The sequence below is a fragment of the Paracoccus tegillarcae genome (assembly GCF_002847305.1).
GTDB lineage: Bacteria > Pseudomonadota > Alphaproteobacteria > Rhodobacterales > Rhodobacteraceae > Paracoccus > Paracoccus tegillarcae.
In genome coordinates this window covers 944,048-967,447 of record NZ_CP025408.1, presented here as the reverse complement: position 1 = coordinate 967,447, position 23,400 = coordinate 944,048, and the positions used below count along the sequence as shown (strand labels likewise).

General features: G+C 63.9%; 23 protein-coding genes. 6 read left to right on the top strand and 17 right to left on the bottom strand.

Translation table 11 applies throughout. The annotated features are described in order from the left end of the window. Positions 1-43: 43 nt before the first annotated feature. A complete protein-coding gene (locus CUV01_RS04855) occupies positions 44-847 on the bottom strand; it encodes a hypothetical protein (protein ID WP_101459472.1) in 804 nt (267 codons plus the stop codon). Between the two features lie 119 nt (positions 848-966). Next, complete coding sequence (locus CUV01_RS04850) at positions 967-1,824, bottom strand: L,D-transpeptidase (protein WP_101459471.1); 858 nt, start codon at positions 1,822-1,824, stop codon at positions 967-969. A 539-nt stretch (positions 1,825-2,363) separates the two neighbouring features. On the opposite strand from CUV01_RS04850, the gene CUV01_RS04845 reads away from it, so the two are divergent. From CUV01_RS04845 to CUV01_RS04835, 3 genes are all read left to right on the top strand, one after another. Beyond that, on the top strand, positions 2,364-4,004 hold the full coding sequence (locus CUV01_RS04845) for an MFS transporter (protein WP_101461875.1): 1,641 nt from the start codon (positions 2,364-2,366) through the stop codon (positions 4,002-4,004). Between the two features lie 76 nt (positions 4,005-4,080). Next, a complete protein-coding gene (gene cobA, locus CUV01_RS04840) occupies positions 4,081-4,824 on the top strand; it encodes a uroporphyrinogen-III C-methyltransferase (protein ID WP_101459470.1) in 744 nt (247 codons plus the stop codon). Between the two features lie 141 nt (positions 4,825-4,965). Then, complete coding sequence (locus tag CUV01_RS04835; RefSeq protein ID WP_232962527.1) at positions 4,966-7,998, top strand: M10 family metallopeptidase C-terminal domain-containing protein; 3,033 nt, start codon at positions 4,966-4,968, stop codon at positions 7,996-7,998. 9 nt (positions 7,999-8,007) lie between these two features. On the opposite strand, the gene CUV01_RS04830 is transcribed toward CUV01_RS04835, so the two are convergent. The 7 genes from CUV01_RS04830 to CUV01_RS04805 all read right to left on the bottom strand — a co-directional run bounded on the left by CUV01_RS04830 (position 8,008) and on the right by CUV01_RS04805 (position 12,659). Next, positions 8,008-8,928 (bottom strand): DMT family transporter, encoded by a 921-nt coding sequence (locus CUV01_RS04830; protein ID WP_101459469.1) that lies wholly within the window; start codon positions 8,926-8,928, stop codon positions 8,008-8,010. After that, positions 8,925-9,899, bottom strand: a complete 975-nt coding sequence (queG, locus tag CUV01_RS04825; RefSeq protein WP_232962689.1) for a tRNA epoxyqueuosine(34) reductase QueG — start codon at positions 9,897-9,899, stop codon at positions 8,925-8,927. Before queG ends, CUV01_RS04830 begins: the two co-directional genes overlap by 4 nt. 94 nt (positions 9,900-9,993) lie before the next feature. Further along, positions 9,994-10,680, bottom strand: a complete 687-nt coding sequence (fzlA, locus tag CUV01_RS04820) for an FtsZ-binding protein FzlA (protein WP_101459467.1) — start codon at positions 10,678-10,680, stop codon at positions 9,994-9,996. Between the two features lie 69 nt (positions 10,681-10,749). Continuing rightward, entirely contained in the window at positions 10,750-11,379 is a 630-nt protein-coding gene (gene mtgA, locus CUV01_RS04815) for a monofunctional biosynthetic peptidoglycan transglycosylase (RefSeq protein WP_422385863.1), read from the bottom strand. Between the two features lie 102 nt (positions 11,380-11,481). Then, positions 11,482-11,826: a DUF1269 domain-containing protein gene (locus CUV01_RS04810; RefSeq protein WP_232962525.1), complete on the bottom strand. Its 345-nt coding sequence runs from the start codon at positions 11,824-11,826 to the stop codon at positions 11,482-11,484. Positions 11,827-11,840: 14 nt separating this feature from the next. After that, complete coding sequence (locus CUV01_RS20015) at positions 11,841-12,002, bottom strand: hypothetical protein (protein ID WP_232962523.1); 162 nt, start codon at positions 12,000-12,002, stop codon at positions 11,841-11,843. A gap of 81 nt (positions 12,003-12,083) precedes the next feature. Then, entirely contained in the window at positions 12,084-12,659 is a 576-nt protein-coding gene (locus CUV01_RS04805; protein WP_101459465.1) for a YqgE/AlgH family protein, read from the bottom strand. A gap of 105 nt (positions 12,660-12,764) precedes the next feature. On the opposite strand from CUV01_RS04805, the gene CUV01_RS04800 reads away from it, so the two are divergent. Then, on the top strand, positions 12,765-13,544 hold the full coding sequence (locus tag CUV01_RS04800; RefSeq protein WP_101459464.1) for a protein-disulfide reductase DsbD domain-containing protein: 780 nt from the start codon (positions 12,765-12,767) through the stop codon (positions 13,542-13,544). On the opposite strand, the gene CUV01_RS04795 is transcribed toward CUV01_RS04800, so the two are convergent. From CUV01_RS04795 to CUV01_RS04775, 5 genes are read right to left on the bottom strand one after another with little or no spacing between them, the layout of a single operon-like run. After that, entirely contained in the window at positions 13,489-16,878 is a 3,390-nt protein-coding gene (locus tag CUV01_RS04795) for an efflux RND transporter permease subunit (protein ID WP_101459463.1), read from the bottom strand. The two genes, CUV01_RS04800 and CUV01_RS04795, sit on opposite strands and share 56 nt — an antisense overlap. Then, on the bottom strand, positions 16,871-18,220 hold the full coding sequence (locus tag CUV01_RS04790; protein ID WP_101459462.1) for an efflux RND transporter periplasmic adaptor subunit: 1,350 nt from the start codon (positions 18,218-18,220) through the stop codon (positions 16,871-16,873). Before CUV01_RS04790 ends, CUV01_RS04795 begins: the two co-directional genes overlap by 8 nt. Before the next feature lie 52 nt (positions 18,221-18,272). Next, the gene (locus tag CUV01_RS04785; RefSeq protein ID WP_101459461.1) at positions 18,273-19,133 is read right to left on the bottom strand and encodes a uracil-DNA glycosylase; all 861 of its coding nucleotides are present in this window, start codon (positions 19,131-19,133) and stop codon (positions 18,273-18,275) included. A 24-nt stretch (positions 19,134-19,157) separates the two neighbouring features. Further along, positions 19,158-19,877, bottom strand: coding sequence for a response regulator (locus tag CUV01_RS04780; RefSeq protein ID WP_101459460.1), 720 nt, complete (start codon positions 19,875-19,877; stop codon positions 19,158-19,160). Beyond that, positions 19,874-20,395 carry a MarR family winged helix-turn-helix transcriptional regulator gene (locus CUV01_RS04775; RefSeq protein WP_101461873.1) on the bottom strand — a complete coding sequence of 174 codons (522 nt, stop codon included), beginning with the start codon at positions 20,393-20,395 and terminating at the stop codon, positions 19,874-19,876. The genes CUV01_RS04780 and CUV01_RS04775 overlap by 4 nt, the downstream gene beginning before the upstream one ends. Positions 20,396-20,539: 144 nt before the next feature. Here CUV01_RS04775 and CUV01_RS04770 point away from each other — a divergent pair, with 144 nt between their 5' ends. Both CUV01_RS04770 and CUV01_RS04765 read left to right on the top strand, forming a co-directional pair. Further along, positions 20,540-21,409: a branched-chain amino acid aminotransferase gene (locus CUV01_RS04770; protein ID WP_101459459.1), complete on the top strand. Its 870-nt coding sequence runs from the start codon at positions 20,540-20,542 to the stop codon at positions 21,407-21,409. Further along, entirely contained in the window at positions 21,406-21,795 is a 390-nt protein-coding gene (locus tag CUV01_RS04765) for a VOC family protein (protein WP_101459458.1), read from the top strand. Before CUV01_RS04770 ends, CUV01_RS04765 begins: the two co-directional genes overlap by 4 nt. A 99-nt stretch (positions 21,796-21,894) precedes the next feature. Here CUV01_RS04765 and CUV01_RS04760 read toward each other — a convergent pair whose 3' ends face one another. The 3 genes from CUV01_RS04760 to hpf all read right to left on the bottom strand — a co-directional run bounded on the left by CUV01_RS04760 (position 21,895) and on the right by hpf (position 23,269). Beyond that, on the bottom strand, positions 21,895-22,083 hold the full coding sequence (locus CUV01_RS04760; protein ID WP_101459457.1) for a hypothetical protein: 189 nt from the start codon (positions 22,081-22,083) through the stop codon (positions 21,895-21,897). Between the two features lie 64 nt (positions 22,084-22,147). Continuing rightward, positions 22,148-22,612 carry a PTS sugar transporter subunit IIA gene (locus tag CUV01_RS04755; protein ID WP_101459456.1) on the bottom strand — a complete coding sequence of 155 codons (465 nt, stop codon included), beginning with the start codon at positions 22,610-22,612 and terminating at the stop codon, positions 22,148-22,150. Positions 22,613-22,693: 81 nt separating this feature from the next. Continuing rightward, positions 22,694-23,269: a ribosome hibernation-promoting factor, HPF/YfiA family gene (gene hpf, locus CUV01_RS04750; protein WP_101459455.1), complete on the bottom strand. Its 576-nt coding sequence runs from the start codon at positions 23,267-23,269 to the stop codon at positions 22,694-22,696. Positions 23,270-23,400: the final 131 nt, after the last annotated feature.

Here is a 23,400-nt window from a genome sequence, read left to right as displayed (position 1 = left end):
GGCGGTCGTGAAAACGCCATTAAAGGGGCGCAGCGGCGTAAGTTCAGCCCTTCTTGCCGGACTTTTTCTTGGCCTTGCCCTTGGCCTTCTTCTTCTTTGCCTTTTCAGCGGCCTTCTTTTCAGCCTTCTTCCGGGCAAGCTTTTCGGCCTTTTTGGCGGCCTTCTGCGCATCTTTCTTGCGGGCGATCTTGGCCTTGTCTGCCTCTTTCCTGGTTTTCTTCGCGTCTTTTTCAGCCTGCTTCTTCGCCTTGATGGCGGCTTTCTCGCGCGCCTTTTCCTTTGCCTTCTCCGCCCGTTTCAGGGCCTTGGCATCGGGTTCGGCGGCTGCGGGGGGATTTGTCTTGCGAGGTTGGGCTGCGACTTCAGAGGCAGCGATCGCAGGCTTGGCGATGGCCTTGACGACACGACGCGCGCTGGTGCGTGTGTCGGGTTTCGCGGCCCCTGCCTTGCGCCCTGCCGTGCGCGGGCTGGCCTGCGCGCCGGTTTTGCTTGTCCCGACGGCCCGTGGTCGCGCCGCCTTGGCCGCAGTTGCAGTTGCAGAGGCCTTGGGCTTGCCGCCGGGCGCGGTGCGAGCCTTTGAGCCTGACGGTGACAGACCGCGGCTGCGGCGTTCGACATGCGCGCGCTGCAAGGCGGCGTTCAGGATCTTGATTCTTGTTGCATTGCCGGTCGCGGCGCCTGCGGCAGGCGTCGATTTCGCCTCGCTATGGGCGGTGTCCAGATGGGCCAAAAGGTCCATCACTTCGCTGTCGGACAGGGCCGTGATGGCAGGCTTGCGCGCGCGTTGATCCAGCTCAAGTTGGTCTTTGGTCAGGACGTCTTGGGCCTGTTGGGCGAAATTTGGCATCGGTTCCTCGTTGGGAAGGCTGGGGCGACGGGGTATATTTGCCCAGAATTAACGACTTCGCAATTAAGAAGGCTCCGGTGTGATACCGGAGCCTTTCAAGGTTACCACCATCATCACGCTCAGCGCGACGGGACGGCGCTTTCGACCGGGCTGACGGGGGCCGAAACCTGCCCGACAGGGGCTGAGACCGTCGTGACGGGGACTGCGGCTGTCGCGGCCTGTGCCTCGCGGGCGGGGACGACATAGCCTTCGGGCGTGTTGATCATCGGGCCTTCCAGCCGCACGCTTTCCGCCTGATCGCGCACATGGACGCGGGCGCCGATCGCCATTTCATCAAACAGATCCATCACGTCCTGGTTGAACAGGCGGATACAGCCGGCCGAGGTTGCCTTGCCGATGGACGAGGGGTCCATGGTGCCGTGAATCCGGTAATAGGTATCGCGACCACCGCGATAGAGATACAGCGCGCGCGACCCGAGCGGGTTGTCCGGACCGCCCGAAACGCCCCCGGCGAATTCGGCGTAAAGCTGCGGTTCGGTGCGGATCATGTTGGCTGTCGGCGTCCAGCTGGGCCATGCCTGCTTGCGCTGCACGGTTGCATTGCCGCTAAAGCCCTTGCCCTGACGCCCGACTGCGATGCCAAAGCGCATTGCTTCGCCGCCGCCCAGCACGTGATACAGCACGCGGGCGAAGGGGTCGACGACCAGCGTCCCGGCGCTTTCCGAGCCGTTATAGGCCACACGCTGACGGCGATTGCGCTCGGTCAGGTAGGCCTGGCGGACGGCGGGGATGGTGTAGGTTTCGCCACCGGGCAGCAGGTCCAGACGCGGGCCGTAAACCTGGCTTTCGCTTGCCGGGGACGCGCCGGGCGCAAGCGGGGACTGGCTTTGCGTCGGAGTGACGGTCGATTCCTGGGTTTCAGGGGCGCAGGCGGCCAATCCAAGGGCCAGCGCAGCGGCAGTGACTGCGAAACGCATAATATCTTCCTTTGTAACAGTGGGCCGCGCCGTGGCCGGCCCCTGGCAGGGATACGAGGTCCGATTCGGCTGACGGCAGAGCCAGCACGATTCGATCTGGCATTTATCAGCCAGTTGGGGGCCATCTGCGTCAAGGCTTGCACCGGAAAACCGTGGAAATACTTGAAAGACTGTGGCTATCGGGTCCTTTAACGGCTGGGGTACGGATGCCAATTGCCGCGTAGGCCGTCATCCCCAGCGATTGTTGGCGCAGTTGGCCGGGGACGCCCGTGTCGACGAGACGGTGGGCCAGCCGCTTTTCGCGTTTTGTGGCTGATCGACGCCGTGCGCGGCGGGGTGAATGGCGAAATCGTGACAGCTTTGGGTCGGAATTGGACGATGAAGCGCGATACCTGTCAGCCGGGGCTGCAATTGTCGGGGCCTGGGCTGCGGCTATCAGGCCGAGCCTCGAAGGCGCTGGATCAGCGGTGTCGCCCCGTCGCTGTTGCATTGCCCACCGCCCGGCATCCGCCTAATGTGACCATCCAGATTGAACCGTGGTGCCTGCCTTGTCTTCTGCTCAGCCCTCTGCCCTTGCGCCGTTTCGCCACGCTGATTTCCGTACCCTGTGGGCGGCGACTCTGGTGTCGAATTTTGGCGGGTTGGTGCAGCAGGTTGGTGCGGCCTGGATGATGACGCAGCTGACCGACAGCGCGACCCTGATCGCGCTGGTGGCAGCCTCGAACACCTTGCCGATCATGCTGCTGGCATTGGCCTCGGGTGCATTGGCCGACATGTTCCCCCGCAAGGCCCTGCTGATGGGCGCGCAGTGTCTGATGGCGGTGGTGTCCGTGCTGCTGGCCGTGGTGGCATGGCAGGGATTGCTGACGCCCTGGCTGCTGTTGGGATTTACCTTTCTGATCGGTTCGGGGCAGGCGCTCTACAACCCGCCCTGGCAGGCCAGCATGGGCGATCTGGTCCCACGAGAGGACCTGCCGGCGGCGGTCACGCTGAACTCGGTCGGGTTCAATCTGATGCGCAGCGTCGGCCCGGCCGTGGGCGGGCTGATCGTGGCGGGCTTTGGCGCGGCGGCGGCCTTTGCCGTCAACGCATTCAGTTATATCCCGCTGCTGGCGGCCCTGCAGCGCTGGAACCCGCCGCCCCGGCCCGCCACGCATGGTCGCGAGGCGTTTTTCGGCGCGGTCGGTGCGGGTCTGCGCTATGTTGCGCTGTCGCCCAACCTGCTGCGGGTGATCCTGCGGGCGGCGATGTTCGGCTTTGGCGCGGTTTCGATATTGGCGCTGCTGCCGCTGGTCGCCAAGGCGCATCCCGAAGGTGGCTCGACATTGTTCGGGGCGCTGCTGGGCTGCTTTGGCGTTGGTGCAATTGCAGGTGCGATGCTGAACCCCCGTATCCGGTCCAGGATGGACAATGAGCATGTCATCCGGCTGGCTTTCGTCGGTTTTGCCGCGGCCACGCTGATTCTGGGGCTGACGGATCGCATCTGGTTGCAAGCGCTCGCCATGTTGCCCGCTGGTGCATCATGGGTGCTGGCGCTGTCGCTGTTCAATGTAACCGTGCAGTTGTCGACGCCGCGTTGGGTCGTGGCTCGGGCGCTGGCGCTGTATCAGACGGCGACATTCGGTGGCATGGCCGCCGGGTCATGGATCTGGGGCAGTACCGCCGGGGCGTATGGTCTGGACACGGCCTTTGTCTGCGCGGGTGTCGTCATGGGGGTTGGTCTGTTGATAGGGCTGGCCTTTCCGGCGCCCGAGTTCGGAGACCGCAATCTGGACCCGGTGAACCGGTTTCGCGAGCCGTCGCTGGCCCTGGATCTGCGTGGACGGTCGGGTCCGATCAAGATCATGGTGGATTACCAGATCGCGCAACAGGATGTGCCGGAATTCGTGGCCCTGATGCGCCAGCGCCGGGTGATCCGGCGCCGTGATGGCGCGCGCGGGTGGCGGCTGCTGCGTGATCTGGAGCATCCCGAGATCTGGTCCGAAACCTATCACATCGCCACCTGGGACGACTATGTCCGCCACAATATGCGCCGCACCACTTCGGATGCCGAGGTGACGACCGCGCTGCACCGGCTGAACCGCGGTGACGCGGACCCGGTGGTCCATCGCATGATCGAGCGGCACACCGTCAGCCCGCATGACGACAAGCCGCTGGTCGGCAAGATCGAAGTGCCCTGATCCGGCGCCGCCAGCGTGCAGTTGCGTTTCCTTGGTGGATGCCGGAAAGAGAGGCGCGAACAGACAGGGCCGGGATATGTCAGTAAACAGTGGATCGGGTTTTGTATCGCTGGTTTCTTCCGGGCCGGGCGATCCCGAACTGCTGACCATCCGGGCGGCGGCAAGGCTGCGCGACGCCGATGTGATCCTTTATGACGATCTGTCCTCGGGGCCGATACTTGATCAGGCGGGCCCGCAGGCCGAACTGATTGCCGTCGGCAAGCGCGCTGGCAGACCATCGGCCAGGCAGGAACATGTGAATGCGCTGCTGATCGAACATGCACGGGCGGGCCATCGTGTCGTGCGGCTGAAATCCGGCGATGCGGGCATCTTTGGCCGTCTGGAAGAAGAGATCATCGCCTTGCGCGAGGCGGGGATCGGTTTCGAGATCGTGCCCGGGGTTCCCTCGGCCGTCGCGGCGGCGGCGGCGGCTCAGATCCCTTTGACGCGTCGGTTGACTGCGCGGCGGCTGCAATTCCTGACCGGCGCGGATGTCACAGGCGCGCTGCCCGCCGATATCAACTGGGCCGCTATCGCAGATCCCGCCGTGACCACCGTAGTTTTCATGGGGCAGCGTAGCTTTCCCAAGCTGGCACAGGGCCTCATTGACCATGGCTTGCCCGGCGATACGCCCGCCCTGTTTGCCGAGGCCGTCAGCCATCCGCATCAGCGCCTTATCCGCACGACGGTTGAAAAGCTTGCCGCGATGCTGGCCGATGCACCGATCAGTCAGCCTGCGCTGATCCTTTACGGCCCACTTGCGCATGGCAAGGACGACTAGCCAGAGACGCGGCGGATTTCAGGCGATCTTGCATAAAATGCAAAATAGATAAGGCGGCTGAAATCGCGAAGTCTGCTCTATCCTGAGCGTGCTGGGAATTGATCCAGCAACATGTTGTTCCAGGGGCAAAGCAATTGCATCATGCGTTACGTCACGACGATTCATTCCGGGCAATCCCCGCATCTCGTTCGCATCACTGATCTTGAGGTGATCGACATCAACGGGACGCCGGTTCTGGTCAGCGCGACCTATAACACCGGCGGACTGGCAACCTTTGCGATCACCGATGCCGATCTGCCCGTCAGCCCGCAGGCCAGTTGGACCTATGCGGAGACCTTCGGTCACATGCGCGACCCGGAACTTGTGCGTTTGTCGGTCGGGGGCGAAACGGGCCTGACATTGGTGGGCCTCAGCAACGCGGCGCATTACATCCTGCCGCTGGCGGGCGACGGCAGCTTCGGCGCGCTGACATCGCTTTATGCAGATGATCGCCTGCCACATGATCTGACCCAGCTTGGCCAGTTCGAGATGGGCGGCCAGACCTATGTCTACGCCGCACGTCAGGGCGAGGTATCGTTTGACCTTTATCGCGAGGGCCCGGGTGGCGGGCTGACGTTGACGGATCGCTCGGTGATGCCGGGGGCTGCGACAATGCCCGACGCCTCGCTGGACAAGATAATCAGCGTTGCGCAGGGCGGACAGACTGTGCTGGTCGCCATATCGGGGCAAGGCAATTTCCTGTCGACGCAGCGGATTGATGCACAAGGGCAGATCGTTCGTTCCGATTATCTGAAGGTGGGCGACGGCACAGGGTTCAACGTGCCAGATGATGTGGCCGCCGTGACGGTGGCCGGGCAGGTCTATCTGATCGTGACGTCGAACCGCTCGTCCTCGCTGACGACGCTGCGCCTTTTGCCGGATGGCAGCATGATCGCCGTCGATCACGTCGTCGACGAACTGACCACGCGGTTCCAGGGCGCGACCGCCCTTGCCACGGTCGAGATTGACGGTCGCGCCTTTGTCTTTGTCGGTGGCACGGATGACGGGATCACCATGTTCTCGCTGCTGCCGGATGGGCGGCTGATGCATATGGGCACGCTGGTCGATGATGACGCGATGACGCTGGACAATGTCAGCGCCATCACCGCAACCGAGGTGGACGGAGAAATCGTCCTGTTCGTGTCCAGCGCAACCGAAGCCGGGATCACTCAGATTGCGGTCGATCCCGGTCTGATCGGCCTGACCGATCGCGCGGTGCAGCCCGGTTCGGTCGAGGGCAGCGAGCGCGACGATATGCTGCGCGCGGGCCGCGGCACGACGCATCTGCGTGGTGGCGCCGGCGATGACGTGCTGATCACCTTTCGCGAAGACATCATGCTGTGGGGTGGCGCGGGCCGGGACGTGTTCGTTGCGACGCCGATCGACGGGCGCATCCTGATCTGGGACTACAATCCAGACGAAGACCGGCTGGATCTGACGCAACTGGGCATGATTCGCAGCGTCGAACAACTGCGTTTCTCGCCCTTTTCCAAAGGCATCCGCATCCGGTTCGGCGATACCCTGATCGAGATCCATTCAGCCAATGGCGGGCCGCTATCGGCTGACCAGTTCACCAACGAGATGTTCGCGGTCACTCATTACACACCGCCGCAGGTCGAAAGCATCATCGTCGGTTCGGTTCGCGACGATCTGATCCATGCCGGACAGGGCGGCTCTGAGATCTACGGCCGCGCAGGCAATGACGTGCTGCTGGGCGGGTTGGTCGAGGATCTGTTGATCGGCGAAGCCGGCAATGACACGATCTCGGGCGGCGATGGCGATGACACTCTTTCCGGCGGTTCGGGCAATGATCGCCTGCGCGGCGGCAGCGGTCACGACCTGCTGCAGGGTGATGACGGGCACGACATGCTGATCGGTGACGAGGGTGACGACGAGCTGCATGGCGGCGGCGGCAACGACACCCTGTTTGGCAGCGCAGGGAATGACAGCCTGCATGGCTCGAACGGGGACGATTATCTGTCAGGTGACGCGGGCGACGATTGGCTGAACGGAAACGCCGGCAACGACTCGATCTCGGGCGGCGCGGGTGACGACTGGCTCTACGATCTGTCCGGCGACAACATCATGTCCGGCGGCGATGGCAATGACAGTCTGCAAGCGGGCGATGGCAATGACCTGCTCAACGGCGGCGCCGGGGCTGACCTGCTGACGGCCGGCGGCGGCAATGACACGATCTTCGGTGGCGCCGGAGACGATCATGTATTGGCAGGCTCAGGCGACGATCAGGTCATGGGCGGCGACGGCAATGATGACCTGCATGGCGGGGCCGGCGATGATCTGATGCGCGGCGATGCGGGCGACGACACGATCCAAGGCGGATTTGGCAGCGACACGCTTTATGGCGACGATGGCCATGATGTGATCCATGGCGATTTCGACGACGACACCATCTACGCCGGCACCGGCAATGACTGGATCTCGGGCGGCAGTGGCGACGATCTGATCTATGCCGGCTCGGGCAATGATACGGTCACCGGGGGCGCGGGCCATGACACGCTGATCGGCGGGGGCGGCAGCAATCAGCTGTCCGGTGGCGACGATGATGACCTGCTGCAGGGCGATGGCCTGGCCGATACGCTGTGGGGTGACGGCGGCCGGGATACGCTGTTCGGCCACGACGGCGCCGATATCATGCATGGTGGCGAAGGCGACGACATGCTGTTCGGCGGCGCGGGCAACGACGACTTGCGCGGAGATGCGGGTCGCGACCTGCTGATGGGGGGCGATGGCGCTGACACGTTGCAAGGGCAGGCCGGCGACGACCATTTGCGCGGCGGAGACGGCAATGATGTGCTGATGGGCGGCGAAGGTGCCGATCTGTTGTGGGGCGGCGAGGGGGCGGATCGCTTTGTCTTTATGGCGGCCTCGGACTCGACCGAGTTCCAGATGGACTTCATCACCGATTTCGAACACGGCGCCGATCTGATCGATCTGTCCGCGCTTGACCTCGTATTGGTCGGTGAGCAGGCGTTTTCGGGCGCGGGCCAGTTGCGTGTGTCCATGATGGACGACCACCAACTGCTGCAGGCGGATCTGGACGGCGACGGTCAGGCCGATATGGTCATCCGCATCGACAGCCTTCAGGCCATTGGGGCCGCGGATCTGCTGCTTTAGCCGTTCGCCTCAGCCCTGCGGTGTCATGGCCTTGCGCTGCCGGTTCCGCTCCAGCCCCAATCGGTGCTCACGCCAGATGATCAGGAAACCAGCGGCGATCACGATGGCCGCGCCGGTCAGCATGGTCGCGGTGGGCACCTCGCGGAACACGCCATAGCCGATGATCAGCGCCAGCAGCATCGCGGCATAGTCGAAGGGCGCCACCAGCGAGGCATCGGCAAAGCGATAGGCAGAGGTCAACATGATCTGACCCACCCCGCCCAGCAATCCCGCCAGAACAGGCAGCGCGGCCGTGCCCGGCGACGGCACCGTCCAGCCAAAGGGCAAGGTGAACAGGGCCAGCGTGCTGGCGGTTATCGAGAACCAGAACACGATGGCTGCCGTGGATTCGTCATGCACCATCTTGCGCACAAAGATTTGCGCCAGCGCCGCGCACATGGCGCCCATCAGCGTGATCACCGCGCCCAGTGTCTGCGCGCTGGACAGCCCATCCCCGACATCACCGACGCGCGGCGACAGAACGACCAGCACCCCGATCAATCCCAATGCGACGGTTGCCAGCCGGAAGGTGCGGACCTCTTCGCCCAGAAACATCGCCGCGAAGATCACCGTCAGCAGTGGCGTGGCAAAGCCGATCGCGGTGACCTCGGGCAGGGGCAGCAGGCCCAGACCGGCAAAGCCCAGCCCCATGGCGGCGGTGCCCATCAACCCGCGAAAGACATGCCCCATCGGCCGCGCGGTGCGCAGCCCCGAGGACAGTTCGCCCCGCCGCATGAGCCAGACAAGGATTACGGGAATCGCAAAGAAGGATCGAAAAAAGACCTGCTCGCCCGGCGGCACCTCATCCGCCGTGGCCTTGATCAGCGAGGCCATGATGACAAAGATTGTCACGCTTCCCAGCTTTAGCAGGATGCCGCGCAGCGGGTTCATGTCGCACGCCCCAACCGCAAGGCGGCCCAACGCGCGGCATCGGCAACGGCGGGATCGGCGTCCTCGGTCAAAACCTGCGCCACGCCGCGCAGGGCGGGCTGCGCAGAGTTGCCGATCGCATACAGTACATTGCGCACGAACCGGTCCCGCCCGATCCGCTTGATCGGGCTGCCGGAAAATCGTGACCGAAACCCGGCATCGTCCAGTACCGCCAGATCTGCCAAGGGCGGCGCGTCGATTATGCCGCGATAGCGCATCTCGCTGGCGGCCTGGGCAAATTTGTTCCAGGGACAGACGGCCAGACAATCATCGCAGCCATAGATCCGGTTTCCCATCAACCCGCGCAAGCCCACATCGACGGGACCTTTATGCTCGATCGTCAGATAGGAAATGCAGCGCCGCGCATCCAGTTGAAAAGGGGCGGGAAAAGCACTGGTCGGACAAATATCCAGACAGGCAGTGCAGGTGCCGCAGTGATCCACCTCCGGCGCGTCAGGCGGCAGTTCCAGCGTGGTAAAGATGGCGCCCAGAAAGAACCAACTGCCCAGATCGCGCGCCAGCAGATTGGTGTGCTTGCCCTGCCAGCCCAGCCCGGCGGCCTGCGCCAGCGGCTTTTCCATCACCGGGGCGGTGTCGACGAAAACCTTGATGTCGCCGCCATAGGTTTTGATCAACCAGCGCCCCAGCCGTTTCAGCCGCTTCTTGACGATGTCGTGGTAATCCTTGCCCTGCGCATAAACGCTGATCGCCGCGCGTTCGCCATGTTCCAGAACGGCCAGAGGATCATGCTCGGGCGAATAGACCTCGGCCAGCATCACCACCGACCGCGCCTCGGGCCAAAGCGCCGCCGGATCGCCGCGCCAGCCTGTGCGCTCTGCCATCCAGCCCATCTGTCCATGACGCCCGGCTGCCAGAAAATCCGCCAGCCGTCCGGCCAACTCGGGCACCGCATCGGGGCGCGTCACCCCCATCTTGGCAAAGCCCTCGGCGCGGGCTTGTGCGGCCAGTGCTTTCTTCTTCAGGACAATATCCTCGGGGGGGCCGGGGGGCGAAGCGCCCCCGGCCTTAGCCGAAGTCGAGCTCGGCATAATGTGCGGCGGGATGGATGCCCGGAATCTGGTCGGCCAGCACCCCACGAAAGGCCGGGCGCGACTTGATCGTTGCGTACCAGTTCATCAGCATTTCCGAGCGGTCCCAGTCCACGTCCGAAATGTAATCCAGACAGGAGAAATGCGCAGCAGCGGCGAAATCGGCAAGGCTCAGTGCGTTGCCCGCCAGCCAGCGTCGCGTTTCCAAAAGCCCGGTCAGATAATCGATGTGCTCTTTGATCGCCTTCAGCCCCGCCTTGACCTCGCGGCTGTCAGGGTATCCCGTTCGCGTGACTTTCTTCCAGACCCTCTGTTCCAGGATTGGCCGCGTAACCTCGCGGTTGAACTTGTCGTCGAACCAGGCGCAAAGGCGACGAACCTCGTAGCGCTCGGCCGGGCTGTTGGGCATCAGCGGGGGCTGGGGGTTTGTTTCATCCAGGTATTCGCAAATCGCCTGGCTTTCGGACAGCATCCGCCCGTCATGGCGCAGCACCGGCACCATGCCGGCGGGATTGCGGCGCAGCAACTCGGAATTGTTTTCCCAATAGCGTTCCTCGACCAATTCGACCTCGATCCGCTTTTCGGCCAGCACCAGTCGTACCTTGCGGGAAAAGGGGGATAGAGGCGTGTGATATAGGCGCGTTGTCTGGGTGGAACTCGTCATGGGTCGCTCTTGTCGCTTGGTTCCCGGTTGATACGCCTGCGACGCGGGCGATTCAACCGCAAGGCCGGGCTATTGGAAACAACCCGCTCGTCCGTCCCGCGCGATGGTGGCCGCGCCATCGGCGATCGACCGGCTGCGCGCGCTGCCTTGGCTGGTGCCGCGCTGTTTGGGGGCGGGCAGGATCGCGGCCAGCCGCGCGGCCTGAGCAGCCGTGAGACGGTCGGGCGTGGTGGAAAAATGATACTCGGCAGCGGCATGGACGCCAAAGACGCCGGGCCCGAACTCGGCCACGTTCAGGTAAACCTCAAGAATGCGGCGTTTGGTCCAAAGCGCCTCGATCATCGGGGTAAAGGCGGTCTCTAGCAATTTGCGCGGCCAACTGCGGTTTTGCCAGAGATAGACGTTTTTCGCCGTCTGTTGCGTCAGCGTCGAGGCGCCGCGATTGCTGCCCGAGGCGATGACCTTGCGGATTTCTGCCATGTCAAAGCCCCAATGCGCACAGAAATTCGCATCCTCGGCGGCGACGACCGAACGTGGCATTACAGGTGCGATCTGGTCAAGATCGGCCCATTGACGGGGATAGGTCGCCTCGCGCGCGATGGTCCATGTGGTTGGCGGATTGAGCAGGCCGTACAACCCGACCAGTGCGACCATCAGCAGCAGGACGCGCAAGCCAAACCAGCGCAGGGCCCGCCACACCGACCAACGCCGCCTGCGGCGTTGACGTCGATTGTGGGTGGCTGGGGCGTTATCGGCCATGGGCCGCGTTTGTCACGCGGCCCGGCATCGCGTCAAGCGGCCTTATGCAGAGGGCGGCGGCGGTGCTGGGGCCTCGCCGCTGCCAGACAGTGCGTCGCGCAGCTGTTGTTCCTGCTCGTTCGACAGCGAAGTCCGCAGGACGCGGCCGCCATGTCCGACCTCGGTCAGACGCTCGAGCATCTTGTCGGCCGTCATCTTGCGCAGCAACACAAACACGGCCGAGCCACCGGGTGGCACGGCATGGGCCACTTCCTTCATGAACTTGTCGTCGATCCCGATATCGGAGAACCGACCGGCCAGCGCGCCCGATGCGGCGCCGACGGCCGCCCCCAGCAGCGGATTGAGGAACAGCAGGCCGATGAACGTTCCCCAGAAACCGCCGCCCACTGCCCCTGCAGCGGTCAGACGGCCTGATGCAGTTTGATGTCCTCTTCGCTTTCGCGCGTGACAACGACGACGTCCTCCATTTCGACCAGATAATCTTTCTGCATCTTGACCAATTCGGTCCGCAGATCGAAGCCCGCAGGCTCGCTATCGAAGGCCAGGACAATCAGTTCCGACATGATGTACCTCTTTCGTTGATGGATGAAGGCTCGCTATTCGACTGCTTGAAGGCGTCTTTGTAACTGTTTTATCGTTTTTTATCAAGCCCTTCCTGCGGCGGCGGACAGCAGCGAGGGATCCACGCCCTGCGCCCGCAGCGCGGCGCCCCACTTGGCCTCATTGTCGGTGCTGAAGATCAGATCCTCACCGGTTTCGCCCGTCAGCCAGCCATTTGCCAGCATTTCGTCCTCCAGTTGGCCCGGCCCCCAGCCGGCATAGCCAAGCGCCAGAACGGCCTGACCGGGGCCGCTGCCATGGGCCAGATCTTCCAGAATGTCGCGTGTCGAGGTCATCGCCAGATCGGTGCCGATGCGCATCATGCCTTCGGCCTCGTCGTCCTCGATGCGGTCGGCGTGATGCAGCACGAAACCGCGCCCCGGTTCGACCGGACCGCCAAAGCGGACCTCGATTTGCTGGGTCTGGTCGTCCGCATCTATGCCCAACTGTCCCAGCAGGTCGTTGAACTCGATCTCGGGCAGCGGGCGGTTCAGGACCAGTCCCATCGCCCCTTCATCGGAATGCGCGCAGATCAGCACGACCGAGCGTTCAAAGCGCGGATCAAGCATGCCTGGCATGGCAATCAGGATCTTTCCTGTCAGATCAGTGTGGTCGGTCATGCAAACTCCTGTTGCTAACAAGATCGACATTGCGGCGCGCGCTTGCAAGCCCCACGCGGTTTTGTGACTTTTCGGCGGCCAGTTCTCGCCTTAGAGGCTGGACCCATGAAACTTTTTGCCCTTGCTTTCGCGCTGTCAGCGGTTGCTGCCCATGCGCAAGATCTGCCGCCCGGCCTGACTGATGCGCGGCTGCTGCCGGGTTGGACCGATGAACAGGGCAACCGGATCGCGGCGTTAGAGCTGCGCTTGCAGCCGGGGTGGAAAACCTATTGGCGCAGTCCCGGCGATAGCGGCATTCCGCCCAGCTTTGACTGGGGCGCCTCGCAAAACATTGGTGAACTCACCGTGCAATGGCCCGCGCCGGAGCTGATCGATTCGGGTGGCTCACTGAGCTTTGGCTTTCATGACAGGCTGGTGCTGCCGTTCAGCATCGTGCCGAAAACGCCCGGCCAGCCGATTGACCTGGCCACCGTCGTGGATTTCGGATTGTGCGAGAATATCTGCGTGCCGGCGCATCTGACCCTTGATGCACCGCCTGCTGCGAACCAGCCCGACCCGGTTATCCAGACGGCGCTGAACCAGCAGCCCTCGGGCAGTGCCGATCAGCCGCAGTGTCGGGTCAGCGGGATCGATGACGGCCTGCGGCTGGACCTGACGCTGGCGGATGCGGGCTGGGTTCGCGCCATCGCGGTCGAACTGCCGGCGCGGCCAGAGGTATGGATATCGGTTCCCGAACTGTCGCCGGATGGCGAAGCAGGACTGACGGCCAGCGCCGATCTGGTGCAGCCGGACGGCGCGCGTTTCGATCTGGATACGGACGGTCTGGTCTTTACGCTGATCGGGGATCGGCCGGCGGTGCAGATGCAGGGCTGCGCCGCGACCTGACCAGCAGGGTCACGGCGGCGATCAGAACCGCCAGCAGGACAGCCGCCAGATACCACATCATCGCCTGACTTGCCGAACCGGCGACCGGCCACCACTCGGGCAGCGACAGGCCGAATGCCGGGACCAGCGTGACCGGCACCAGCAGCGCGACAAAGCCCAGTGCCGCCACCAGCGACCCCGTCAGCAGCGGCATCCGCAGCGGCCCTGCACGCAGACCGCGCCGAAAGCCGCGGCGGGCATGGGCGATGTCCTCGCCGATGCCAAGTGCGGCCGGCACGACCAGCAACACGACGATCATCCCAAAGCCCAGCCCATAAGCCAGCGTGACCACGGTCGGTTTCAGAAACAGCGCCTGTGAAGACCGTTCATACAGCAGCGGCGCCAGTCCCAGAACCGTGGTCAGTGTGGTCAGCAGGACAGGACGCAGGCGGTTGCAAACCGCGTCGATGATCGCGGGCCGCGTGGCGCGATTCTTGGCATATTCGTCCACGGTCGAGATCAGCACGATCGAGTCGTTGATGACGATGCCCGACATGCCGATCAACCCGACAATCGAGAACATCGACATGGGCAGCCCCCAGATCGAATGCCCCCAAACCGCGCCGATCAGCCCGAATGGAATGACTGCCATCACCACCAGCGGGCGTGTCCACGAGGCAAAGATCCAGGCCAGCACCATGTAGATGCCCAGCAGCGCCAGCGCAAAGCCCAGCATGGCGTCGCCCAGAAAGTCACGCTCTTGTTCCGCCAGCCCGGTGGCCTCGAAATCGATGCCATATTCCGATGCGATCTGCGGCAGGATCAGGTTTTGCAGATCCGCCGTGATCTCGGCTGCGCGGGCGGGGTTGTCGTCGGATATGTCGCCGGTGACCGAGATCATTCGGACGCCGTTCTCGCGTCGGATGGTGGAAAAGCCCGCCCGGCTGCCAACGGTCACGATATCGGCCAGTGGCACCCACCGCCCCGAGGTCGAGCGCATCATCATGCGGTCCAGAAAGTCGCCGCGCCGTTCGGTCTCGGGCAGTTCGACCTGGATTGCGCCGCTGCGAATGCCCACGGGAAAGGTCGCCGCCTCTATCCCGCCAAGGCGCTGCCGCAATTCGCGCGCCAGACCCTCGGTGGTAAAGCCAAGCGCGCGACCCTGCGCGGTCAGTTCCAGCGCCAGTTCCTCTTTGTCGTAGGACATGCTGTCTTCCAGCGCCGAAACCTCGGGCAGGGCGGACAGCCGCGTCTTCAGTGCCTCGGCGGCCTCTTTCAGGCGCTGCGCCTCGGCGCCCGACATGCGCACCGAGATCGCATCCCCCCCCGGCCCGCCGCGAAATCCGCGAAAGCTGATCGTTTCAAGTCGCGGATCGTTCGGCATGGCCGCCTGCAGATCGCCAACCAGTTCAAAGCTGGAATAGGGCCGCAAATCTGCGTCGATCAACTCGATCTGGATCGAGCCCAGCAGATCGGCGTCCTTGGTGTCGGCGCCGGGCAGGGGGCGGCCTGAATTGCCGCCGATCTGAGCCATCGCATGGGTAACCGGGTTGGCGCCGTATTCGGCCTCATACTCGGCGGCGACGCCCGCGACCGCATCTTGCATCAGTCCCAGCACGCGCAGCGTATCATCGCGGGTCGAGCCGGGCAGCATGGCGAAATTGCCCGCGACGCTGCCTTGTTCGGGCGAATCAAAGAAACGCCAGGGCACCTTGCCGGTGATCAAAGAGGCGGCAGACCAGCCAAACAGGGCAATCGTCGCGGCCAAGACCGGATAGCGCAGCCGGATCAGCCAGCCCATGCCCGGTCTCACCGCATGCAGGGTGATCCAGTCCAGCCCCTTGTTCACGAATTGCGAGGGCCGGTCATACCAGTGGTTGCGGGCGGCGCGGGTCAGGGCGTGGGACATGTGGTTGGGCAGGACCAGAAAGCACTCCATCAGCGAGGCCGCCAGCACCATGATCACCGTCATCGGGATATCGAGGATCAGATTGCCGAAACGTCCGCCGATGGCCATCAACCCGCCGAAGGCAATGATCGTGGTCAGGGTCGAGGACACGACCGGCGCGGCCATCCGCTGCGCTGCACGTTCCGCCGCGACCACCGCTGGTTCTCGCAGTTTGCGGGCACGATAATCGGCGTGTTCGCCAACCACGATGGCGTCGTCGACGATAATGCCAAGTGTCAGGATAAGCGCGAAAAGCGAGATCATGTTCAGCGTCATGCCAAACATATACATCAGCCCGATTGCCGCCAGCAGCGAGGCCGGGATCCCCGCCGCCACCCACAGCGCGGTGCGGGCGTTGAGGAACAGAAACAGCAGGCAGACCACCAGCCCCAGACCTAGGATCGCATTGTCGATCAGCAGTTGCAGACGCCCCGAGATCATTTCGGCGCGTGCGCGTACCAGCTCGATCTGGACGCCGTCAGGCAGACTGGGGCGCATCGCCTCGGCAGCGGCCTCGACCTCGCGCTGCATGCCGATGGCGTCGCCGGCGGCGGCGCGCTGGACCTGGATCACCACTGCCGGATCGCGTCCGACATAAAAGGCCTCGTCGCTGTCCATGCTGGTCGCGGTGACGCTTGCCACATCGCCAATGGTCAATTCGGAGCCGTCAGCCCCCAGCCGCAGCGGCAGCGCGGCGACCGCGGCCGGATCACGCGCTTCTGATCCGGTGCGCACCCGTGCCGCACCCGAGGCAACATCGCCCGCCGGCTGCGCGGTGGCTGCCGCGGCGACGGTCTGGGCGATCGCATCCATGGTCAGGTCATAGCGGACCAGATCCGCCATGCTGACCTCGATCACGACCTCGGGCGCGGCCAGACCCGATACGGTGGCCCGTGTGATGCCGCGGGCATAGAGCCGGTTCAGCAGGTCATCAGACAGCCTGCTCAACTGATCGACGCCGACCGGCCCCGAGATCACCACATCGGCCACCCGGTCGCGCCATGCGCCGCGCGACACCTCGGGTTCCTCTGCGCCTTCGGGCAGGGTGTCGACGGTGGCCAGCGCTGTTTCCACATCAGAGACGGCGCGAGACATGTCCCAGCCCGGCTCGAATTCCAACTCGATCCGGCCAGAGCCCTGGGTGGCGCGCGATTCCTCTTCGGTGACGCCTTCGACGGCCAGCAAGGCGGGTTCCAGCACCGCGATGACCGAACGGTCGACATCCTCGGCGCCCGCGCCATCCCACCGGATCGAGATATTGATCTGCTCGATCACCGTGTCGGGAAAGAACTGCGCGCGCATGCGGGGCGCGGCAACCAGCCCGCCGATGACCATGACAGCAAGCACCAGATTGGCCAGCGTGGCGTGTCGCGCAAACAGCGACAGGAGGCCGCGTCCCTCAGCCATCGGCCTGTGCGCCCTGCCGGCGTGCCTGCTGCTGGTCGCCCGGTCCGGCAACCGTGCCGTTCTCTGCCGGCGCAGCGGCGTCGCGGATCAGGATGCCTGTGCCCAGTTGCGGCGCGCGTTCGGCCACGATGCGTGCGCCGGCCAGTTCATCGGGCACCGCAATCACCACCTGGTCACCCTGCCGGCGCAACACGCTGACCGGGTGGGCGCGCAACCGGTTTTCCTCATCGGCCACCAGCACCGCGCCGTCGGGCCCGACCGCAGCCGCCGGGATCAGGGCTGCCGGTTGCAGCGGTGGTTCGTCGATCTCGACGGTGACGAAATCGCCGGGACGCAGGCGCGCATCGGGTTCGTCCAGCCGCGCAAATACGGTGCGGCCCGCCGCACCTTCGGCGACCGAGGCCGCCGCCCGGTCCAGATGGGCCGGCGCCGTGATCCGCCCGGCAGATCCGTCCAGCACCACCCGAACCGGCGTGCCGTCCAGCCCCTGATCACGTGCGATCAGCCGTGAATACTGTTGCAGCGACAGCGGAATTTGCACTTCCAGCGCGTCGGGGTCGATGATCTCGGCCAGTTGTTCGTTCTGGCTGACCAGACCGCCCTCGACCGCCGTGACCGAGGTAACACGCCCGTCAAAGCTGGCCTGAACCTGTGTCAGTTGCAGCGACCGGCGCGCCTCTGTCAGGTCGATCATGTTGCGGCGCAATGCCAGTTCGGCGGTCGAGACGGCGCTTTCGGCCTCGGCCAGGGCGGATTGGCGCGATAGCACCGCCTGATCCGCGCTGGAGGCAGCCAGTTCCGCCGCCTCGCGATCGGCGCTGGTCCCAAGCCCGCGATCAGCAAGGTTGCGTTGGCGGTCGACGGCGGCGCGCCGCAGGTCTGCCTGATTGCGCGCGGCGGCCAGATCGTCGGTGGCAATCGTCACGGCGCGGCGGGCGTCTTGCAGCGCAGCCTGGCCTTCGGCCTCGGCGGCCAACAGCGTATCCAACGCCGCCTGCGCCGCCGACGGATCTGTCTGTACCAGCCGTTGGCCGGCCTGAACCGCGCCGCCTTCGTGCAGGTTCGGGTCCAGATAGGTGATCCGCCCGGATGCGCCTGCGCGCAGTTCCAGACGACGGCGCGATTCGACCGTGCCAAAGACCTGCATCACCGGGTTTATCGAGGCAGCCTCCAGCGTCAGCAGCTGGACGGTAAAGGCCTGTTCTTGCGCGTCGGGCCCGCGGGCGCCGCCGGTGCGCGACTGTTCCAGCGCCAGCCACACCTGAAAGGCCGCCAGAAACAGCAGCCCGAAGGTCACGGCAGTGATGAACAGCCCGCCAAGGCTGCGTAGCAAGAAGCGCATGTTTGAACCTGCCCGTTTTGCACGGGACTAACCCATCTATAGGAAATGAACCCTAAACGGTGGCTGCGTCCAGCCTTTCTGCAAGCGATAGCAGATCGGCCCAGGCCTCGCGTTTGGCCACCGGGTTGCGCAGCAGATAGGCCGGATGGGTCATCGGCAGGGCGGGCTTGTCAAAGGCCTGGGTCCAGGTGCCACGCAGGCGCAAAATGCCCCTTCTGCCCAGTGCAGCCTGACATGGCGTGTTGCCCATCAGCACGATGAACTGCGGATCCATCAATGCGATATGCCGCCGGACAAAGGGAAGCATCATCGCCATTTCATCGGGCGAAGGGTCGCGATTGCCCGGGGGACGCCATGGTAAAACATTGGTGATATAGAGCGATTTTTCCGCATCCACGGCATCACGCGCCAGTCCGATGGCCGCGAACATGCGATCCAGAAACTGACCCGCGCGGCCCACAAAGGGGCGGCCCTGCCGGTCTTCTTCGTCACCCGGGGCCTCACCCAGGATCAGCACGCGCGCATCGCGGTTGCCATCGGCAAAGGCGAAATTGCGCGCGCCTTTCTTGAGTTCGATCCCGTCAAATCCCTCTTGCGCGGCGGCCAGCGCATCGAGCGTATCGGCACCTTCGGCCAGTGCCTGCGCCTGCGCCACAAGGGCTGCGATATCGGGGCCATCGGCGGGGCGCGGGGCCACCGGCGCCGTGGCGGGCGCGTCAATGCCGGGCAGCGAGGGTGCAGCGGTCATTATCGGCGGCGCAGCGCGCGTTTCGCTGGCTGCGGGCAGATCAAAGCGATCCAGCGGCGCGTCCAGAATCGGCTCATCCGCGCCCATCTCGGCCTGCCATTGCAGCAGCGCCAAAGCGATTTCAGCCGTTACCGGCTGGCCGTGATATGTGGGATTCGCGTCCATGCGAGTGCTAATCTAGCGCAGCCCCTAATCAGCGACCAGCATATAGCCGGTGCCACGCACAGTCTGCAGAAAACGCGGCTCGCGCGGGTCGGCCTCGATCTTGCGGCGCAGGCGGGTGATCTGCACATCAATGGCGCGTTCGCTGTTATCGGCCTCTTCACCATTGCCGTTTCCGCCGCCGCGGCCCAGATCATCGATCAGATCGGCGCGGCTGACGGGCTGACCCCGGCTGGCAGCCAGGCGCCGCAGCAAGGCCTGTTCGGTGCCGGTCAGGCGCAGCGGGGTTTCGCCCTGCCACAATTCGCCCTTTTCGGTATCGTAGCGCAGGGTGCCAAGGCTGAGGAATTTCGGCGTCGCAGCCTCTACTGTCGGCATGCGGCGCAAGATGGCGGCGATGCGCAGCAGCAGTTCTCGCGGCTCGAAGGGTTTGGGCAGGTAATCGTCGGCGCCGCTTTCCAGCCCGGTGATCCGGTCTTCGGTATCGCCCATGGCGGTCAGCAGCAGGATTGGCGTGTCGATGGTCTTGCGCAGGTCGCGCGTCAGCGCAAAGCCGTCCTCGCCCGGCATCATCACATCCAGAACGATCAGATCGAATTCCAACCCGCCCAGCAACCGCCGCGCCTGCTGGGCGTCGCGGGCCTGACTGACGAAAAAGCCGTTCTTTTCCAGAAAACGCCGCAAGAGCGCCCGGATACGTTCGTCATCGTCGACGATCAGGATATGAGTATCGGGTATGCTGGTCATTTCCGCGGATCAGGCAGTTCTTTCAGTGCCTGATACTGCGAGCGCGTCTCGGGGTCCATCATTGCTTCCAGGACCTCCCGGAAACCTGCCACCGCTTGCGGGCCGGCATTGCGATAGGCCGCCCGCATCCGCGCGCGCTGAGCCTCGGACAACCGGCGTTCCAGCGCGGTGCCGGTGTCGGTCAGGTAAAGCTGGCGTTCACGGCGGTCGCGGCGGCCTACGCGGCTTTCGACCAGCCCGTCGGTGATCAGCGTGCGCAGCACCCGGTTCAGCGATTGCTTGGTCACGCCCAGCACATCCAGCAGGGCGGTCACGGTCAGACCCCGGTCGCGATTGATGAAATGCAGGGCGCGGTGATGGGCGCGACCGTAATCCATATCCGCGAGAATCAGATCAGGGTCGGCGGTGAAGGCGCGATAGGCAAAGAACATCGCTTCGATGCCGCGACGCAACTGATCGTCGGTCAGAAACAGCAGGTTCTCGCCGCCAAGTCCGCTTGTTCGCAGCTTTTCCTGCATGATCGTTCCTTCGTCTTTCCGCGATATGTCAGTCTTGTTGACTTTCCAAGATTCCATTGTTAGCCGTCAAGCCGTCTTGCGCAATTAATCTGAAAAGATTGTAAATTATACGCAAGATTCGCAAAGCTTGGGATGGGGTGTGACATGGCGGGCGCTTACGACGATCGCGACGGCAAGATCTGGATGGACGGCAAACTGGTAGAGTGGCGGGATGCGAATGTGCATATCCTCAGCCACGCGCTGCATTATGCCAGCTCGGTTTTCGAGGGCGAGCGCTGCTACTCCGGCAAGATTTTCAAGGGCCACGAGCATTCGCTGCGGCTGATCGAATCGGCGCGGCTGCTGGATATGAAATCGCCCTATACGGCCGAGCAGATCGACGCCGCCAAGGCAGAGGTGCTGGATGCCAGTGGCTTTACCGATGCCTATGTGCGCGCGGTGATGTGGCGCGGCTCGGGCGAGGATATGGGCGTTTCTGCACGGCGGAACCCGGTCCGCATGGCAATCGCCGCCTGGGAATGGGGCAGCTATTACGGCGATGCCAAATGGCAGGGCGCCAAGCTGGACATTGCCAAATGGAAACGCCCCAGCCCCGAAACGATCCCGACAGCCGCCAAGGCCGCCGGCCTGTACATGATCTGCACCATGTCCAAGCACGTCGCCGAGGACAAAGGCTGCTCGGACGCGCTGTTCATGGATTGGGAGGGCTTTGTCGCCGAGGCGACCGGTGCCAATATCTTTTTCGTCAAGGATGGCGAGGTCCATACCCCGCTGGCCGACCGTTTTCTGAACGGCATCACCCGGCAGACCGTCATTCAGATGCTGAAGGACAAGGGCCTGACCGTGCACGAGCGGCGCATCAAGCCCGAGGAAATGGCCGATTTCCAGGAATGCTGGCTGACCGGCACAGCCGCCGAGGTGACGCCTGTGGGCCAGATCGGCGACTATAATTTCCAGGTTGGCAGCATCACCCGCGAGGTCGCCGAGGATTACGAAAAACTCGTCCGTGCATGAGCCAGAGGCTGGCCCATATCGCACTGGTAGTCCCCGATTACGATGACGCGATCCGCTTTTATGTGGATGTGGTCGGTTTTCGGCTGATCCAGGACGAATACCAGCCCGAACAGGACAAGCGTTGGGTGCTGGTCCAGCCTGCGGGCGGCGGTGCCTCGATCCTGCTGGCGCGCGCCAGCAACGACATCCAACGCGCGGCCGTCGGCAACCAGACCGGCGGCCGCGTGTTCCTGTTTCTGGATACGGATGATCTTGACGCGGATCTCGCGCGGTTGCGCGAGGCGGGAACGCGCATTGTGCGCGAGCCGAAAACAGCGGATTACGGCCGCGTCGCGGTGTTCGCCGATCCCTGGGGAAATCTCTGGGATCTGATTCAGCGGCCCTGATGGGCCGTCGGCGTGATCAGGTCATTCGGGGATAGGCCGCAGGGCAACAGCAACAGAGCATGTCTTAAAGGTTGTGGCTACGCTGCCCAACGGTGCTGCTCAGGCGGTATGGCCGCGCTCGATCCGGGCGTATTCAGCGGTCTTTCTGCTGTCGCCGTCACGATCCTTAGGACGATGGCGCAGCGCGTCGATCGCCGGGTGGGTGCCGGTTTCACGCTCTTGCCGGGTGAATTCACGCAGTCGCGCATTACCCTGTTCGCGAGGTTGGTCGTTGATATGCTTGCTCATCTTCGGTCCTCCTCAAGGCCGTGATGATCCCAATATAAGGCCGAATCGGGCTAGCGCCAAACCCTCATGCGGCCTTGATGCCCTGAGCGGCGGCCAGAACGGCGTGCAGCGTCGTTGCATCGTCATTGGCCCGCAGCTTGGCCCTCAGATCGGCATCGCGCAGGGTTCGTGACACCAGGGCCAGCGCCTTGAGGTGATCGACGCCCGCGTTTTTGGGCGCCAGAAGCGCAAAAATCAGGTCGACCGGCTGGCGATCCACGGCGTCGAAATCCAGCGGCTTGTCCAGCCGGATAAACAGGCCGGCCACCTTGTCCAGCCCATGCAGGCGCGCGTGCGGCAGCGCGACGCCATGGCCGACGCCGGTCGGACCCAGGCTTTCACGTTCCTGCAGAGCGTCCAGAACTTCAGAGGCTGGCAGTTTGTAAACCGTGTGCGCCAGTTCCGACAATTCATGGAAAAGCCGCTTTTTCGACGTGACCTGCGACAGGGACCGTACGGCCCCCTGTTCCAGAATATCGCCAAGTTGCATTGGGTCTGCCTTTCGGGCGAATTGCCCGCCCGAGACCGAATGGCTCTGGCGGGCAAAGGGTGCGCGTCGTTCAGTTCAGCACTATTTGCTGCTGCGAGGGTCGATCCAGCCTACATTTCCGTCGTCGCGGCGGTGGACGACATTGACGCCCCCATGTTTCTCGTTGCGGAAGACAAGCAGGGGTGCCCCGGCCAGTTCCATCTGCATCACCGCGTCGCCAACAGAAAGGGTTGGCACCCGCGATTCCATCTCGGCGATGATGATCGGTTGCAGGCCACTTTCCTGCGATTCCCATTCATCCTCATCGGCGGCCAGCACATACATGCCCGCCTCTCCGAATTCAACAGGTCCACTCCGGTCCTTGTGGTGATCTTTCAGCCGCCGCTTGTAGCGGCGTAGCTGCTTGTCCATGCGCTCTCGGCAGGCGTCGAATGCGGCATAGATCTCGTTGGCGGTGCCTTTGGCCTGAACGGTCAGGCCGGTCGAGAGGTGCACGACCGAGTCGCACAGGAATTGATGCGCATCGCGGGAAAAGGTGATCGTCGCGTCCGTTGGTCGCTGCGAGTATTTTTCCAGCACCTCGCCCAACTCTTCCTTGACATGCGAGGTCAGCGCCTCGCCCACGTCGATATGTTTTCCGCTGATCGTATAGCGCATTTATTTTTCCTTTCCGGTTGCCCGGCCGCAGGGGGCATCATGGGTGACGCAACCACACGGCGCGAGTGAGGACGGAACGCAACCGCCCTTACCCTCATTTGGTGACAGTCCAGCGCACCTGTCAACGGTCA